Origin of the sequence: Kosakonia radicincitans DSM 16656 (assembly GCF_000280495.2) — a bacterium.
In the GTDB taxonomy this organism is placed as follows: domain Bacteria; phylum Pseudomonadota; class Gammaproteobacteria; order Enterobacterales; family Enterobacteriaceae; genus Kosakonia; species Kosakonia radicincitans.
The window spans coordinates 4,976,494-4,991,831 of record NZ_CP018016.1 but is presented as its reverse complement, the minus strand read 5'-3'; the positions used below and the strand labels follow the sequence as shown (position 1 = coordinate 4,991,831).

General features: G+C 51.7%; 12 protein-coding genes. 4 read left to right on the top strand and 8 right to left on the bottom strand.

The annotated features are described in order from the left end of the window. Nucleotides 1-14 precede the first annotated feature (14 nt). Entirely contained in the window at nt 15-782 is a 768-nt protein-coding gene (locus tag Y71_RS23920) for an HpcH/HpaI aldolase family protein (protein WP_035889929.1), read from the bottom strand. Nucleotides 783-1,053: 271 nt separating this feature from the next. Between Y71_RS23920 and Y71_RS23915 the strand changes: the two genes are divergently transcribed. Continuing rightward, nucleotides 1,054-2,172, top strand: coding sequence for an ABC transporter substrate-binding protein (locus tag Y71_RS23915; protein WP_035943073.1), 1,119 nt, complete (start codon nt 1,054-1,056; stop codon nt 2,170-2,172). A 40-nt stretch (nt 2,173-2,212) separates the two neighbouring features. On the opposite strand, the gene Y71_RS23910 is transcribed toward Y71_RS23915, so the two are convergent. Both Y71_RS23910 and Y71_RS23905 read right to left on the bottom strand, forming a co-directional pair. Continuing rightward, nucleotides 2,213-4,279, bottom strand: coding sequence for a TonB-dependent receptor family protein (locus tag Y71_RS23910; RefSeq protein WP_035943075.1), 2,067 nt, complete (start codon nt 4,277-4,279; stop codon nt 2,213-2,215). Nucleotides 4,280-4,699: 420 nt separating this feature from the next. Further along, a complete protein-coding gene (locus tag Y71_RS23905; protein ID WP_007372904.1) occupies nt 4,700-5,590 on the bottom strand; it encodes a LysR substrate-binding domain-containing protein in 891 nt (296 codons plus the stop codon). 301 nt (nt 5,591-5,891) lie between these two features. Between Y71_RS23905 and Y71_RS23900 the strand changes: the two genes are divergently transcribed. Then, nucleotides 5,892-6,497, top strand: a complete 606-nt coding sequence (locus Y71_RS23900; RefSeq protein ID WP_007372905.1) for a glutathione S-transferase family protein — start codon at nt 5,892-5,894, stop codon at nt 6,495-6,497. Nucleotides 6,498-6,586: 89 nt separating this feature from the next. Here Y71_RS23900 and Y71_RS23895 read toward each other — a convergent pair whose 3' ends face one another. Further along, the gene (locus Y71_RS23895) at nt 6,587-7,366 is read right to left on the bottom strand and encodes an SDR family oxidoreductase (protein ID WP_007372906.1); all 780 of its coding nucleotides are present in this window, start codon (nt 7,364-7,366) and stop codon (nt 6,587-6,589) included. After that, nucleotides 7,366-7,692, bottom strand: coding sequence for a nuclear transport factor 2 family protein (locus Y71_RS23890; RefSeq protein ID WP_007372907.1), 327 nt, complete (start codon nt 7,690-7,692; stop codon nt 7,366-7,368). The genes Y71_RS23895 and Y71_RS23890 overlap by 1 nt, the downstream gene beginning before the upstream one ends. Nucleotides 7,693-7,782: 90 nt before the next feature. Here Y71_RS23890 and Y71_RS23885 point away from each other — a divergent pair, with 90 nt between their 5' ends. Next, complete coding sequence (locus tag Y71_RS23885) at nt 7,783-8,109, top strand: winged helix-turn-helix transcriptional regulator (RefSeq protein ID WP_007372908.1); 327 nt, start codon at nt 7,783-7,785, stop codon at nt 8,107-8,109. A 557-nt stretch (nt 8,110-8,666) separates the two neighbouring features. Further along, entirely contained in the window at nt 8,667-10,580 is a 1,914-nt protein-coding gene (locus tag Y71_RS23875; protein WP_007372910.1) for a methyl-accepting chemotaxis protein, read from the top strand. Between the two features lie 161 nt (nt 10,581-10,741). Here Y71_RS23875 and Y71_RS23870 read toward each other — a convergent pair whose 3' ends face one another. From Y71_RS23870 to Y71_RS23860, 3 genes are read right to left on the bottom strand one after another with little or no spacing between them, the layout of a single operon-like run. Then, the gene (locus Y71_RS23870; protein ID WP_035943082.1) at nt 10,742-11,449 is read right to left on the bottom strand and encodes a fimbrial biogenesis chaperone; all 708 of its coding nucleotides are present in this window, start codon (nt 11,447-11,449) and stop codon (nt 10,742-10,744) included. Next, nucleotides 11,446-12,786 carry a fimbrial protein gene (locus Y71_RS23865; RefSeq protein WP_007372912.1) on the bottom strand — a complete coding sequence of 447 codons (1,341 nt, stop codon included), beginning with the start codon at nt 12,784-12,786 and terminating at the stop codon, nt 11,446-11,448. Before Y71_RS23865 ends, Y71_RS23870 begins: the two co-directional genes overlap by 4 nt. A gap of 14 nt (nt 12,787-12,800) precedes the next feature. After that, a complete protein-coding gene (locus Y71_RS23860; protein ID WP_035889945.1) occupies nt 12,801-15,323 on the bottom strand; it encodes a fimbria/pilus outer membrane usher protein in 2,523 nt (840 codons plus the stop codon). Nucleotides 15,324-15,338 lie beyond the last annotated feature (15 nt).

The following is a 15,338-nucleotide window of genomic DNA, read 5'->3' as shown; positions in this document are numbered from 1 at the left end:
TTGAGTAGGAAAGGTTAAAGAGACTGAACGTCAGTAAGCCGTTGCTTTAGCGCCCGAAACAAAAAACCGCGATCTTCGCCGCACAGCCAGCTGTCCACGCCCTGGCGTTGCCAGTATTGCTGCTGTTCTGCGGTGCGGGGGTTGGCGCAAAAAGATTTCCCTGCGGCTGCGCAACGTGTAGCCAGTTGGCGAATAAGCGCTTCAACCTCAGGATGCGTAGGCTGCGGGCCAAGTTGCATGCTCATTGCCAGGTCAAGCGCACCTTCCATAACCATTGTGACCTGAGGGATAAGCAATATGGCGTCAATAGCCTCAATGCCGGGCGGCGTTTCAATCATGGGTACCAGCCATAACTTCTCATTGACCTGGCGGATATAATCCTCAAGGGGCAAAGTACCAAAGCCGGTTACGCTGCCGCCGGTGATACCTCGTGTTCCAATGGGGGGAAAGAACATCGCATTTTTCAGGGCGTTAACCTGTTCCGCACTTTCCGCCCGTGATAGTACAATCCCGCCAGCTCCCATATCGAGCAGGCGTCCGGCACGCGGAATATCGTCACAGGTGAGGCGTATCAATGGGGTGCAGTGGTTGAGTTGTGCCAGTTGAATACAGTGGCTAAGAAGCGTTTCGTTATGGGGAAGATGTTCCAGATCGAGTATCACGAAGTCATACCCGGCAATGGCAATCATCTCAACAAGAGTTGGGTGGGGAACGGAGTTCAGAATGCCAAATAGCCCATTGCTGGACCTGCGGCGTTCCCCTGGTAGTGCAAGCGAGATCATATAACTAGTCCATGTTGGTAATGCTTATCATTTACATTATCATTACTAATGAACTAGCGCTTTTCAAAAGATTTAAACAAGATCATTAAATAAATTCACTAAGTGATAGTTGCTGAATCGAAGTAGTCTGATTGCGGTTTTATTGTAACTTTTTGATATATATCTAATATTTGATAAAAGGCTGTTTGGGGTTGCCATATTGATGGCAGCAAAAATTAAAAACACTTATGTGTGGTTTAGTCAGCGCAAGCTCAGTAAGGAAATCGCCAGAATGAAAGGCCAGTGGCTTATTATTATATTTACCGCTTTAGTGTGGCCGTGGGCGGCACAGGCTCAATCGGTTACGGTGACCGATCTTGCCGGTCGCCAGGTCACGCTTAACGCACCCGCAACGCGCATCATTCTCGCTGACAGCCGGATGTTGTTACCGATGAGCCTGCTGCATCCTGGCGATGCGCTTAAAGGGATTGTCGGATGGGATGATTCGCTGCAAACCCGGGCGCCGGATATGGGGCGTTTTTTTACCCGGCATTATCCAGCGCTGCCTTCCATACCGGTATTTATTAACCCTTACCGGAGCAGCTTTAACGTTGAGCAAGCCGCGATGCTAAAACCGGATCTGATTGTTTTCGATACGGGGATCCTGAAGAAGCTCGAAAGTGAAGGGACGCTGGCATTACTGGAGAAAAGCGGAATTCCGGTGGTGTTTATCGATTTTCGCCAGCAACCCTTAACCCATACACCGAAGAGTATGCGGTTATTGGGGGAGGTGACTGCCGAACAGCAGAATGCCGGGCGTTTCATTCAGCGTTGGAATCAATTGTTGGATCGTACCCGCCAGCGAGTGGCAACAATCCCCCGCGAAGCGTGGCCTGGCGTTGTGTTTGAAAACCATGCCGGTATGACGGGCATGAACTGTTGTACCGTATTTGGTCGCGACAGTTTTGGCCAGTTCATTCCTGAAGCCGGTGGCCGCAATCTGATGGCGGACAAAGTTCCCCCTCAGGGAGCCGATATTAGCGCCGAATTGCTGATTGCGGTGCGCCCCGACATTTATTTAATGAGTGGCGCCGACTGGAGCCAGCGCGGGAGTTCTTCGCTGGCAGTGCCGCTGGGATATGAAGCCAGCCGCGCCAGTACCTTACCGAAGCTGCAGAAATTGATGCAGCGAGAAGGGGTGAGTGTATTGCCCGTGGCGAAGGGCAAGCAGGTAATGGCCATCTATCACCAATTCTACGATAGCCCTTTCAACGTAGTAGCACTGGAAGCCATGGCTAAACTTTTCCATCCTCAGCAGTTTGACGATGTCGATCCGCAGGCCGATTTAGCATCGCTATACCGCGACTTTGTCGGCATTCCTTACAGCGGGTTGTTTTACGTCCAGCCTTAATGAAAGAAGCCCGTTCAACGTGACGGGCTTCTTTTGGCTATCAGAACTTCAGGCTAACGCCCGCAGTGACTGAACGTCCCGGCGCTGGCTGACGTCCCCACGGGCTGGTATCAATACCGCGGAACCAGTAGTCGCGATTAAAGATATTGTTAATTCCGACATAGCCGTTCAGCACGGTACTGCCTGACTTAAACAGATCGCGGCTCACTTGAGCATTCCATACCCAGTAAGACGGCATTTGACCAACGGAACCGGTGCTGTTCTCCGAAACGGTATTCGCTGCATCCGAATAGGATTTACTAAAGTAGTAGCCTGCCAGTGAGAAGGTGGTTTCACGCCAGTCATAGCTTCCATCCAACGTCAGCTGCGTGCGCGAGGCATACGGCACTTCCTTACCACGGTTCACGCCGTTACGCTGTTCAGCCTGCAGGTAAGCATATCCTGCATGCAATTTGAGGCCTTCAATGGCTTGCGGGCTCCAGAACCCTTCCAGCTCAACGCCCTGATGGCGGGTGCGTCCGATGTTGAGATAGCTATCGGATACGCTGTCGTAGGAGATCTGGTCTTTATAATCAATGCGATACAGACCGGCATGAAGACTGACATTCTCGGTTGGTTTGTAACGTACGCCACTCTCGTAGTTCCACGCCAGTTCAGAGTTGACGTCGCCGCCTTTGACGATTTGCGTAGCCTGTGCCGGACGCAGGCTTTTCTGCATGTCTGCATACAGGAACCACTGCGAGGTAAGCTGGTAACCTACCGTCAGGCCGGGTAGCCACTGCGTGTCCGGTGTGGAGGTTCGTTGGCCCGTTTTTTTATCGGTGTATTTTTCGCTGATGTTCTCATAGCGCATACCCGGCGTAATGGTCAGCGTGTCATTGAACAGTTTGACGGCATTGCTGATATAACCTGCCCAGGCATTATTATCAAAGTCCCAGTCACGCGTTACCGCTGTCACGCCTGTTGCCAGGGTGCGCTGACGTACCTGGTAATCGATTTTTTCACTGACAAAGCGCCCACCCACAATCCATTGCTGGTTCACATTATCGCCGTTGATATCCATGCTGATACGCGGTTCAGTCCCCCAGACCCTGAAACTGCGCGGCGAGTTTTGCACGATATCGGCAGGTAAGGCCGGGTTGAAGTTTTGACCGGCGACTTTACTCATGCCGACGTGGAAATCACGATCCGACTCATGACCAAAGAACATCCAGTTAAATTCTGCGTTATCAATAAAACCCAGTGAACCGAGTTGCTGGTTATAAACTGCGCTATAACGCTTGGTGTGACCGTCGTAATCATCCCATGGACGGGTGCTTTGACGGCGATCGCGATTATAGTCTGCGGTCGAAAGGGCACCCGCCAGATCGGCGTGTGCATCGTAGTATTGGTAGGAGAGATTTAAGGTTGTGTCTTCGTTGATATTCCACAGGCCGCGTACGCGGAAGTTCTGAACTTTGCTGTCGCTATGCTCGCGGAACGAGCTACCTTTTACCTGGTTAGCTTCGACCTGCAGCCCGAAGTCATCATTCAGCATGCCGCCAGTGCGAAGGTAGGTATCCCAAAGATTGTGTCCCTTACCGTAAAACGTGGCGCGCTCGGCAATCTCATTTTCCCATTTCAGCGGAATGGGTTTACTGATCAGATTGATGACGCCGCCAACGTTATTCGGGCCATATTGTACTGCCGCGCCACCGCGAACCACGTCAATGCGATCAATGGTCGAAAATGTTACAGGAAACAGCGACATACCTTCCTGGCCGTAAGGTGCCAGTACCAGTGGAATTCCGTCCTCAAGGATTTGTGCGCGGCCGCTGCGGCTGTCGTACAAGCCACGTACCGCAATTTGCGGAAGCACGCCTGTACCGGTTTCATCCTGAATCTTGACCCCGGGCACACGCTGTAACGCATCATCAAGAGTGCGATTGGCCCCTTTTTCCAATTGATCGTTGCTGATAACGGTGCGGCTACCGGCCCAGGTTTTCACTTCTTCTGCGCGTGAATCGCCAAGAATATTCCCTGACACCGTTATGGTTTGTTCTGCTGCATAACTGCATTTACCGGCCATGAGCATGGCCACTGCTGCGGCAATTTTTGTGCGTCTCATCGTCAACCCTGAATATTGGTAATTTATGGTAATGATTCTGATAAACATTATCATTATCAAACAAAACTTAATATTCCTGAATTGAACGTAAACCTATGTCAAGACAATAATATGGGTATTTTTCCGGGATAAAACATGAAAAAGCATGAGCAAAGGAATGCGGAAACCCAGAGAAGGCGCTGGCTGCAAGAGGGAAAAAGTAACCGGAATTGATGTCTGGCGTTAAAGTTCGAATTTTATGACGTTCATGTTTAATATTTTTGAATTAGTTACTGTGCCAACGTGACGTTTATTACCACTGCCACGATAAAAGAGGGGAGTTATCCTGTTGTCGGTAGGGTTTTGCCATTTCCAGAAGTACAGGGTGCCCGCAATAACGCGGTTATTTATGCTCCTCGCGCACAACCGCCGGTGAGCTCATTACTGCCGCTGTTTATTCCCGACTATTATTTCTTCCTCCAGCCAGGCAATAAAAAGAGCGACTTCCGGCTTTTTTTCTGCCAGTGGGGATGTCACAAGCCAGTAGTGCCAGGGATAAGGTGCGGTGACCGGAGTTATTTGTACCAGCTCTCCCCGTGAAATAGCGTCTTCAACCAGAGAGCGACGCTCCAGAGCAATGCCGGTTCCCCGTCGTACGGCTTCGATGACCAGGTTTGAATCATTAATGCGTAACCCGGCAGGCAGGATCTCTTTCTCCAGCCCTGCATTGAGGCACCAGCTTTTCCACGATTCCATCGAAAAAATAATGCTGCTCTTTGCCACCTCGTCTGGCGTACCAGGTAGCTTGCCATTGTTATAACCGGGTGCGGCGACGACAATAAGCTCATCAGAAAAAAGAAAGCGGCTTTCCATTCCTTCCCAGTCACCCTGACCCATACGAATCGCAATATCGATGCCTTCCTGTTGCAGGTTGGTCACCGTCAGACTGGCCTGCAGACGTAATGAGATATGGGGATATTTCTCGCGGAATCGCGAAAGGCGCGGCAATAACCAGTGACAGCCAAAAGAAGGCAATGTCGCCAGCGTCAGTTCTATTGCGCGCGGTTTCACCTGCACCAGCCTGGTGGCATCCGAGATACGGTTCAATGCTTCGCGTATTTGCAAAGCATAAAGCCTCCCTTCTTCATTAATCTGTACCCCGCGCCCGTGACGGATAAATAGCTTTATGCCTATTATGCCCTCCAGCGTTTTAATGTGTTGGCTAATAGCTGAATGCGTTATGTTCATCTCGTTCGCGGCCAACGTGACGCTGCCAAGGCGCGCAACCGCCTCGAAACTTCGCAGAGCGGAGATAGGTGGGTAATCCGACATAGGGCATTTTTCTTAACGTTGTTTAATACGTTAACGTTACTACCATATAAACCTTTTTTAAATCTGGATTTAATGGCGTGATAAATTAACTTAATGATTTTAAATGGATTAATTTCCATCGTTGCCTTTTCATCCTGCGAAAGTGGAATAACAGGTTAGAAATACTAACACCTGAGGTAAGGAATCCATGATATTCGCCCCTGCAGATTTACGATAATGTGTGCCTGCCTGCTTTGCCGAATCACCTGATGCTGACAGGTAATCGATTAACGACAGTTGTGTAGCACGAACAGGAATAACGATGAAACTCATTGGTATGATGGATTCGCCTTACGTAAGGCGTGTTGCGGTATCCCTGGAACTCTATGGCATCGAATTCAACAGTATGCCGCTCTCGGTATTTAGCACATTTGAAGAGTTTTCCCGCATTAACCCGGTAGTCAAAGCCCCGACGGTCATTCTGGATAGCGGTTTGCAGTTGATGGATTCAACGCTCATTCTTTATTATTTTGAAGCCCTGTCCGGAGCAAATCACAAACTTTTACCCGCCAATACCGACGCGCTGGCAAAAGATCTGCAGATTTTGGGCATTATTCTCGCAGCCTGCGAAAAAGCGGTGCAAAATATTTATGAGCACAAGCTCAGACCAGAAGAAAAACAACATCAGCCGTGGGTTGAGCGAATTACCCGGCAACTGCTCGCAGCATGCCGTGAATGGGATACTCTGCTTGAAGGTCGCGCTATAGCACCCCGCCCTGACCAGGTCGCGGTAACCAGTACGGTGGTGTGGTCGTTTATTCAGTTCATGATCCCAGGGGTGGTAGCGGCAGACAATTTTAAAAACATTCAGTCGCTTGCTGAAGCATGTGAAGCCCTGCCAGCGTTTAAAAAATATCCCCTGGGTTAAAAGCGATGCTAATGAGCGGAGATTACGGTTATCCGATTTCCACAAGCGATCGCAATCGGCGCAAATGATGCGCCGATTGTGATACAGCGTTACACCGTCGGGATGGTGCCGCCATCGATGACATATTCGGTACCGGTGATGGCGGCTGCATGAGATGAGGCGAGGAAGGCAATGAGATTCGCCACCTCAATCGGCTTTGACGGACGCCCCAGCGGAATACCACCGAGTGCATTCATGATGATCTGTTTACCGCCTTCATAATCCGTTCCCGCCTGCTGCGCCAGCCGCTCCGCCAGTGCCACCGCCGCTTCGGTTTCGATCCAGCCGGGCGCAACGCGCACAACCCGAATTCCCTTTGGCGAAACCTCTTTCGACAGGCTTTTGCTGTATGCCGAGAGCGCCGCTTTGGCCGCTGCATAGCCGGTGGTCGATTCCGGCAACGGCAATTCACGCTGGATAGAGGTGACGTGAATGATCACTCCGCTACCCTGTGCCAGCATTCCTGGCAACAGCGCACGATCTAAGCGTACCGCTGGCAACAGATTAAGGTTGAGTTCCTGCTGCCATTCCTCTTCGCCCAGCGCCGCAAAACCACCGGCGGGAGCGGTAGAACCGCCCACCACATGAATGATGGTATCGACACCGCCCAGGTGCGTCTGAACGGCTTGCGCTACTGAGGCGCACCCGTCGGCAGTGGTCAGGTCTGCCGCGACGAAGACATCGGCGAGACATTCCGCAGGAGCGTGGCGCGCCGTCGTTAACACCCTGGCGCCCAGCTGTTTTAATAACCCGACGACCGCTTTACCAACGCCTTTAGTGCCCGCCGTCACCACCACGCGCGTGCCCTGGAAATCAAGATCCCACGACATCAGACAATCTCCAGTGTGTTGATCTTGTCGCCGGCCAGGCCGAAAGTATGTTTCAGCACTACCGGGCTGCCGGGAAAATTACCGGCGACGTTCGACGTGACGGTCACCCGGTCGCCGTCGATGAGAATCTGAACCGGCTCAACGCTGTAGTCAAACGCGGCCTGCGCGGCACGTTGCCATGCCTCGATCGCCGCATGTCCCTGATGGGTTTTACCTTCATCTTTCACGACGGCATCTGCGGTAAAGCAGTGCTTAACGTTGGCGATATCGCCACCATTGCTGATCGCGAAATAGGTAGAAATAGCGTGCGGTAGTGATAATGACATGGCTTTATACTCCCGTAATTTACAGTACGGGAATTTTCAACATAGACTGTGAAATTGACAAGTACGCACGAAAAAGTGAGTGACTATATTATGAGTAAGTTATATAGCCCGGAATCTGCTGCAAGCGGCGTGGAGCAAGTCCTGCGACTGCTGGAAGGGCGCTGGAAATTAATTATTCTTTTTCATCTCTTCGACGGAAAGGTGCAGCGCTATTCCGATTTCGAAAAACTGATCCCCGGTATTTCGCAGAAGATGCTGGCGCAGCAATTGCGACAGCTTGAAGCCGACGGAATCGTGTCGCGGACGGTATATCCCCAGGTGCCGCCGAAAGTGGAATATCGGCTCACTGAGTGGGGACAGGCGCTGTGCCCTGCTCTCGATGCAATGCTGAAGTGGGCAGAAAAACGCGAGGCTTAAGTATTAGCAGAACTTTTTTGTTGCTGAGCGAAAATCACGGATGCCTGCTTTTCGCTCTTTGCTGGCACGATGAAGGTTGTCGATGGTGAGTGCTGAAAAACAAGCCTGGGGCATATCCCGGCAGGGTAAATAGTGAAGCAGCTCAGCATATTATCGTAAACAGGCTTCACGGACAGTGCGAAACGATAATTAATAACACGCTATCAGCCACTCCAAAATATCCTTCGGATAGTGAAAACTCATTAATAGGTTTACGCCAGGCTATGGCATCAGAGAATAAATAACTTTGCGGGATCATCATTACCACGATAACCGCATAGTAATATGTAGACTTGCCCACATTATTTTTTGCAACGTTATTCATTTGTCTGGGATATATTTTCAGTGGATCTCTTTTCCCATTATTTTATTAAAAGAAATTGCGTAATTGACGATAAGTAAGTAGATGGCCAACTTCTCCTGAGTCCTCAAAAACAAGTGAATAAACCTGTGATCAGATAAGAAGTAAAAATGAAACCATCTTTCGAAAATTAAGAAAGATTACTGAGGATACCTCTATGTCTAAGCTGTTACCGTCAATAAAAAATCTGCCTGTGGCTGCCAAGCTGTTTGGCGGGTTTGCAGTTTTAATCGTTATTATTGTGCTGTCTTCACTCATCAGCATACAACAGTCTGCCAATATCCGTGACCATGCCTTAAAGGGCAAATTAATCAATGAAATCAGCACGGAGCTTAATACTGCGCGACGTAGCCGCTTGAATTATCAATTAAACCATGATGAAACATCACTTCAGGCGAATAAAGTCGCCATTGAAAAGATGGATCAAAAAGCAATCACTGGTCTGGACTTTACCTGGGACAGCGATGCCCGCGTTTTGTTTGAAGAATTGCGCAGTACTATTCCTGACTATGCCAGCCACCGCGACACGTTCGTTAAACTGGAACAAGTGACTGTCGGGAAAGCGCAGGGGTTGACCTCTCCCGAGCTGAAAACCTTGCTGGATAAATTCAGTACCCGCATAGAGCAGCAAGAAAATACGTCTAAAGATGAAATAACGTTACTCAATCGCCTCAATAATATCTGGGGTGCCGCTTATGCAATCCAGTCATCGGCAGGTAAGCAGGGGGTAGATGTTTTCAAGGCACAATCCGATGCCGCGTCGAAGATCGTCCATTCAGAAAACCTGAGCCTCAATGCGGAAGACAAAGAACTGGCGCAGGCATTTCTTAACGGGATGCAGGATAACGTTGTCTCTTATATGAATGCTCTGCAGGAATCGCAGAAAGCTGCTACGGATCTCACCGGTATCGCAGAAAAAATTAACACCATTACTGCCGATTTGGTGACCGGCCAGACCCAGAAAAATATCGATATTATTCAGCGGGTAATGATAATTATGGGTATCGTTGCCATTTGCGCCGTGCTGACGGGGTTACTGGTCGCCTGGCTGCTTACCCGGCAGATGACACGCCAGATAAAACATAATTTGACGCTGGCTGAACGTATTGCCGGTGGTGACCTGACCGCCATCATTGAGCCGCAGTCAACCGATGAACTGGGCCGCCTGACGCAGGCAATGGGCATGATGAATGACAGACTTCGCGACATGATCACCCAAATTAAAGAGTCGGTAATTCATGTGGCTAATGCCTCGTCGGATATTTCGGCAGGCAATATTGACCTGGCTTCCCGCACGGAAGAGCAGTCTGCTGCGGTGGTTGAAACTGCGGCAAGTATGGAAGAGTTGACCTCAACGGTTAAGCGCAATGCAGACAATGCGCGTGAAGCCAGTCAGCTCGCAGGGGTGGCGGCAGAGCATGCGCGTTCCGGTGGGAAAATTGTCTGGGACGTCGTCAGCACGATGGAAACTATCACTGAAAGCTCAAACAAGATCACGGATATTATCAGCGTAATAAATGGCATTTCTTTCCAGACCAATATCCTTGCACTTAACGCTGCTGTAGAGGCGGCACGCGCAGGTGAACAAGGGCGCGGATTTGCGGTGGTGGCGGGCGAAGTAAGAAGCCTGGCCCAACGCAGCGCTAATGCCGCTAAGGAGATCGAAGGGCTGATAAAAGAGTCCGTGCAACGCGTGATGACCGGTTCAGAAATGGCGAATAAAGCCGGTTCGACCATGGAGCAGATTGTATCCTCAGTCACCAACGTGAGCGGGATTATGAATGAAATTTCAAGCGCCTCAGAAGAGCAGAGCAGAGGTATTGATCAGATTGGTAAAGCAGTGACGGAGCTGGATTCAACGACCCAGCAGAATGCTGCGCTGGTTCAGGAGTCGTCTGCGGCGTCATTATCACTGGAACAACAGGCTGAACAGCTCACTCAACTGGTTTCCGTGTTCAAGCTGAGCTCAGAGACCGCGAAGCCGAAACACGCACCCGCAGCGGCTCGCAGCAAGGTTAGCCTGAGGCCCGCAACGTCAACAAGCAATGGGGCTGACTGGGAGTCTTTCTGACACTCACCCAATCAAAAAAGTGCCCTCCTGATGAGTGAGGGCACTGCTATTACAATTTACGCCGCGCTAAATAACCCCGTGAATAACTTGAATTTATATTTTAAACAGTCAGGTGATTTCGCTGAATTTTAACCCTCCCATTGCAGTAAAATGCACATGGTTTATTTCATAAACCGATGTTTCAATATTTCCCCGCTATCGTTTATCCAGCCCGCTTCCACGTTTATTGCTTCGCTGCCGACATTGCGCTCCAGCAAGTAACGCCGCTGGCTGAAGGGTCTAATCATCATATCGTCCTGCTGGTGCGCTTTCGTCTGCCCGGTGTGGCCTGTCACGCTGATTGTGGTAAACGAAATGCCCAGCGGCGTTGGGTTGTTGAATTCGAGCCAGGACTTTTCACCCTCCGCATACAGGCGAAATGTCAGTTTGCCGATCGCTTCCTCGGGTGTCAGGGTGAGGGTTTGTGGGCGGTAAAAGATCTTTAGCTGGGTATTCATTGCCAGCTTCAGAAACGGCTTGTCCAGGCCTGCGTTGTCCGGCGGCACTTCATACAGATTGAGCCAGAAAACCGATTCCCGATCCGTCGGCAGCGGATCGCGGTTATAAATGATGCGCAACCCCTGCGTGCTTCCGGGGGCCAGGCGAAAGACCGGCGGCAGAATGACAAAGGGCGCAGCGCCGTTATCCGGCGAGCCTTCGCCGTTATCTGCCCAGGTTTGTACTATCACCGGCCAGGCATTGGTGTTCACCAGCATCAGCGTTTTTTCACGCGCATTCGGTGGATAAATCACCCGTGTCATGGCCGGCATTACGCCAGCCAATGTCGCCGGTACGAACAGGACAAACAGCAGCATGAAAAACCGGCTCATTGCATTTTCACAATCACGTACGCGGTGGCATGAACGCGGCCTGCGGTAACCGTCATTCCAGGCAGTTTTTGCAGGCTGGCGATAAAGGAGAGGCTGTAATTGCTGAAGCCGGGGTATGAACTGCCGTTCGGCGTTGCGCCAGTGAGCACCGGATACCAGCCTGCGTTATTGCCTGCGGGCGTGGGCGAAAGCGGCACATTCGTGGACTGGCCAAGAAACGTCATTGGCTGGCCCGGGTTGACGCTGTTGGCAATGGTTATGCCCACGCCTTTCGCCATCTCCGGCGCATTATAGTTATCAGAAACCAGCGCCCTGACGCCGCCGCTGGCGTTGACCAGATTCAGACTCTGCGCCGCGCGGTAAGCGCCTTCGGAAACCTGAAAACCCAGCGCAACCTGGGTATCGTTCAGGCCGGAAACGACCGTGTTGTTGCATTCCAGTTGCACGTTGAAATTCGCGCTGCTTGCCATGCCAGCGTCCAGATCTCTCACGCTGATGGTGGGTAACAGCACCAGCGGCGTGGCGTTGCGTACCGTGCAGGTGGGATTGTTATAAAGTTTGTTCGCCATGCGCATGCCGTAACCAAAACCATTGTCAGCAAGCCAAAAGTCTGAGTTTGTGGCGCTGTCCTCACCGGCTTCATCATGACCAAAAGGTACGATAGCGCCGGGGCCGGAAAGCTGGATATAGGCATTCGGTTGCGTGCAGGTATACAGCTCACCCGAGGGGGTGGCAAAGACAATGCCCGAACCGTTGTTATTGTTGTTGCCGCAATAGCTGGTTATTGCGCCCAAACCGGGTAACGTACTGACCCGGTAAAGCTCAGACTGCAACGGTGGAATATCCTGTAAGCGGATCTGAATTTTTGAGCCGACGGTGGCGTAAGTCGTCACGGGGATTTTTTGCCAGTTGCGCGTCAACGTTATGCCCGACATTGACTGCTTGATGCCAACATAGGCAAACCATGTGGCGTAGACATTCGTCAAATTGTCGTTTGCGCCGATGTTGTAATAGCCGCCCACTCGATCGTCACCATTGATCGCCACCAAAAAATGGATACTGGCCAGGTCGGCCTGATCGCACTCCCACAATACCGATGCGCCCGAAGCGCCGCCGGCAGTGTAGTTGGTTGGTGGCGTTACCGTGGTGGCAATTAATGTTCCGACGGGCGCGAAGTAGGTATCGATCAGGTTAATCTTGCCGAACTTGATCTGCGCGGAGTTGAAATCATCGGTCTGGCTAACATTGGTTTTGGTACATATGGCCCACGCCGACGCGTGCAGCAGTGCCAACAACGCGAGCAGGAGTTTCAGGAACAAAATAGCGTGCTTTGTCATGCCGGTTTCTCCCTTTACTGGCAGATTGCATTCAGGCGGATTAAAGGGCTCGCGGTATCTTTTCCGGAGAAGTCGTACGAGAGATAGCAACGATCCTGGGGGGCATCTCCCCAACGCAGCGTTAATCGCCCTTTGGGTCGATCGGTGCGCAAGTAAATTTGCCCGTTTTGCCCGGCGATGCCGATCAGGGTGTTGTTCTCATCAAGTACATCCGCGCCTGCTGGCGGCTCAGAGCCATCCGGCAGCGTCGATTTGATCAATAATGCTTTCCCGTTGCGGGTACGGAAGACGACTTTGGCCGACGCCCCGGCAATCGGCGCTATCTGTTTTTCGTTGTCGACCAGCTCGGCATCGCCCTCCATATCTTGCGGATCGAGGGTGATGCGATTGTAACGGTAGGGGGTAATGGCCGGGAGCAGCGCATAACCGCTGTCGTTGATCGCAAGATTTTCGGAATTGAACACTTTCGCCCCGGCAGCACCTTTGGCTTCGACCAGCGCAAAGGTATCGCCGAGATACGGGCCAAATGTGATGCCGCCGGAATGCGCCACCACCGCGCCCTGGACATTAGCGGAAGCCTGCCAGTAGTCATTCCCGCGCGAGGCGTTCACGCCGACGGTGGTTTGAGAGAACCGTTTTTGCACACCGCCACTGAGCGTCGTCTGGTGATATTGCTGGTCGCGCATGACATCCAGGTTGTAGCTTGCGGTCTGCCCGGTATCGAGCATGCCGGAAAGCGAGCTTTGATATTGATCGCTGCCGTCCGTTGAGTGCATCCATGAATTACTCAGGCTGGGTACGCGCGGGCTGCTCCCGCCGAGCGGGAAAGAGAGGGAAAACGCGGTGAACGTCTGCATATCCCCGGCATTCTGATAGCCGCCGGTGTGCTGTCGGCCAACGGAAAGATTTATTGAAATCCCGTAGCGGAAACTGTTGCTGTAACCAAGCTGAAGTTGCGTGTCGCGGCTTTTTCCGCCGCGATAATTCTGCATGGAGCCGGAGATAAAAACGTTGCCGAAATCTGCCAGGCTCTGGTTCATGGTCAGGTCAAAGCGCGATTGTTGGCGCCAGCTATCTGATTCCCACAACTGATTATTGCGCTGCGCTTCCCGCGCTCCCAGCACGTCCATCAGGTCGCGATAGCCGCGGGTGGAATAGCGATATCCCGCCATAGAAACCGTGGTGTTGGTCGGCTGGAAGGTTTTACTCCAGCGAAGCTGCGACATCCAGCCGTCGGTATAGCCGGTATCAGGTAGCCGTGCGTGTGACCAGGTTAGATCCGCGCCGATAGCGCCGAAAGCGCTGGCATAAACTCCGCCGAGCATCAGCGCCTGGTAACCGTCGGCAACGCGCGTCGCAGTGTTGAAGGTGACGGCATTGGTGAGGCCGTGCTGCCAGGTCATATCGCTGAAAAACGAATCATCGCCGTTGTCCTGGGTTTTGCCCATTTCGAGATTGAAGCGGGAAATGTCCGGCCGCATCGATTCCGGAACGGCGGAGAAGGGCACGCTGAAGCGGCTCACGGAGCCGTTGGCTTCAGTTACCGAGACATCAAGATCGCCACTAAAGCTGGTGGGATAGAGATCGGTTATTTCAAACGGCCCCGGCGCGACGGTAGTCTGATAAATTTCATTGCCATTCTGCATGACGGAGACGCGGGCATTGGTCGTCGCCACGCCGCGAATAACAGGCGCATAGCCGCGCATCGAATCCGGCAACATTCGTTCGTCGGTGGCGATGCTGGCGCCACGGTAGTTCAGTCCGGAGAAAAAACGCCCTTTGGTGATGAGCTGGCCGAACATCAGTTGGCTATTCAGGCCTGGGAGCGGGTGCTGGACGTAACTACGGATATTTTTCCAGCGGTTACCGTTTTGGTTATTCCATGTGAAATTAGATAATTGCCGGTATTGCCAGGAACCAAAATTCATACCGCCGCTTAACGACATCCACAACGAATGCTGATTCGGGGTAGTTGGCTCTGAATAGGAGACGTTGTAGTAATTCGCGAGGTAATTGATAAACGCCATCGATGCGCCATTATCGAGTTCATTCGGGTCAACGTATCCGCGCGGTTGAATGCGTATCTGGTTCTGCGGCACGGAAAGATCCAGACGCAGTTGCGGTAAATTTGTCCGGCTGGTGCCGCCCGGTGCGGCCTCCTGAATTAATACGCAATTATCTTCAGGCGAGGCGGAAGCGGGACTTTTGGCGTTTTTAATGTGCGTGGACTCAAGGATCTCCGGGCTCAGACAAGGCTGGCTTGTACCGTCGGCAAAGCCTTTAAAATAGACATCATAGGTACCCGTCAATTTATTATTGGTGTACACATCCATCTTGTAATTGCCCGGAACAATCGACTGCGGCGTGGCAAGCCGCGTTAATGAATCCTGACTGAAACGGCTGCCACGAAAGAGTTGTGGATCAAAGGTGTAACGGTCTTCGCTGGCAGCCAGAGTTGCGGCTATTTCTTTACCCCAGGCGGGCAATAAAATAAAAAAAAAGGCGGTAGCCGAAAGTAAAACAGCGAATTTATTCATCGAAGATTGCCCATA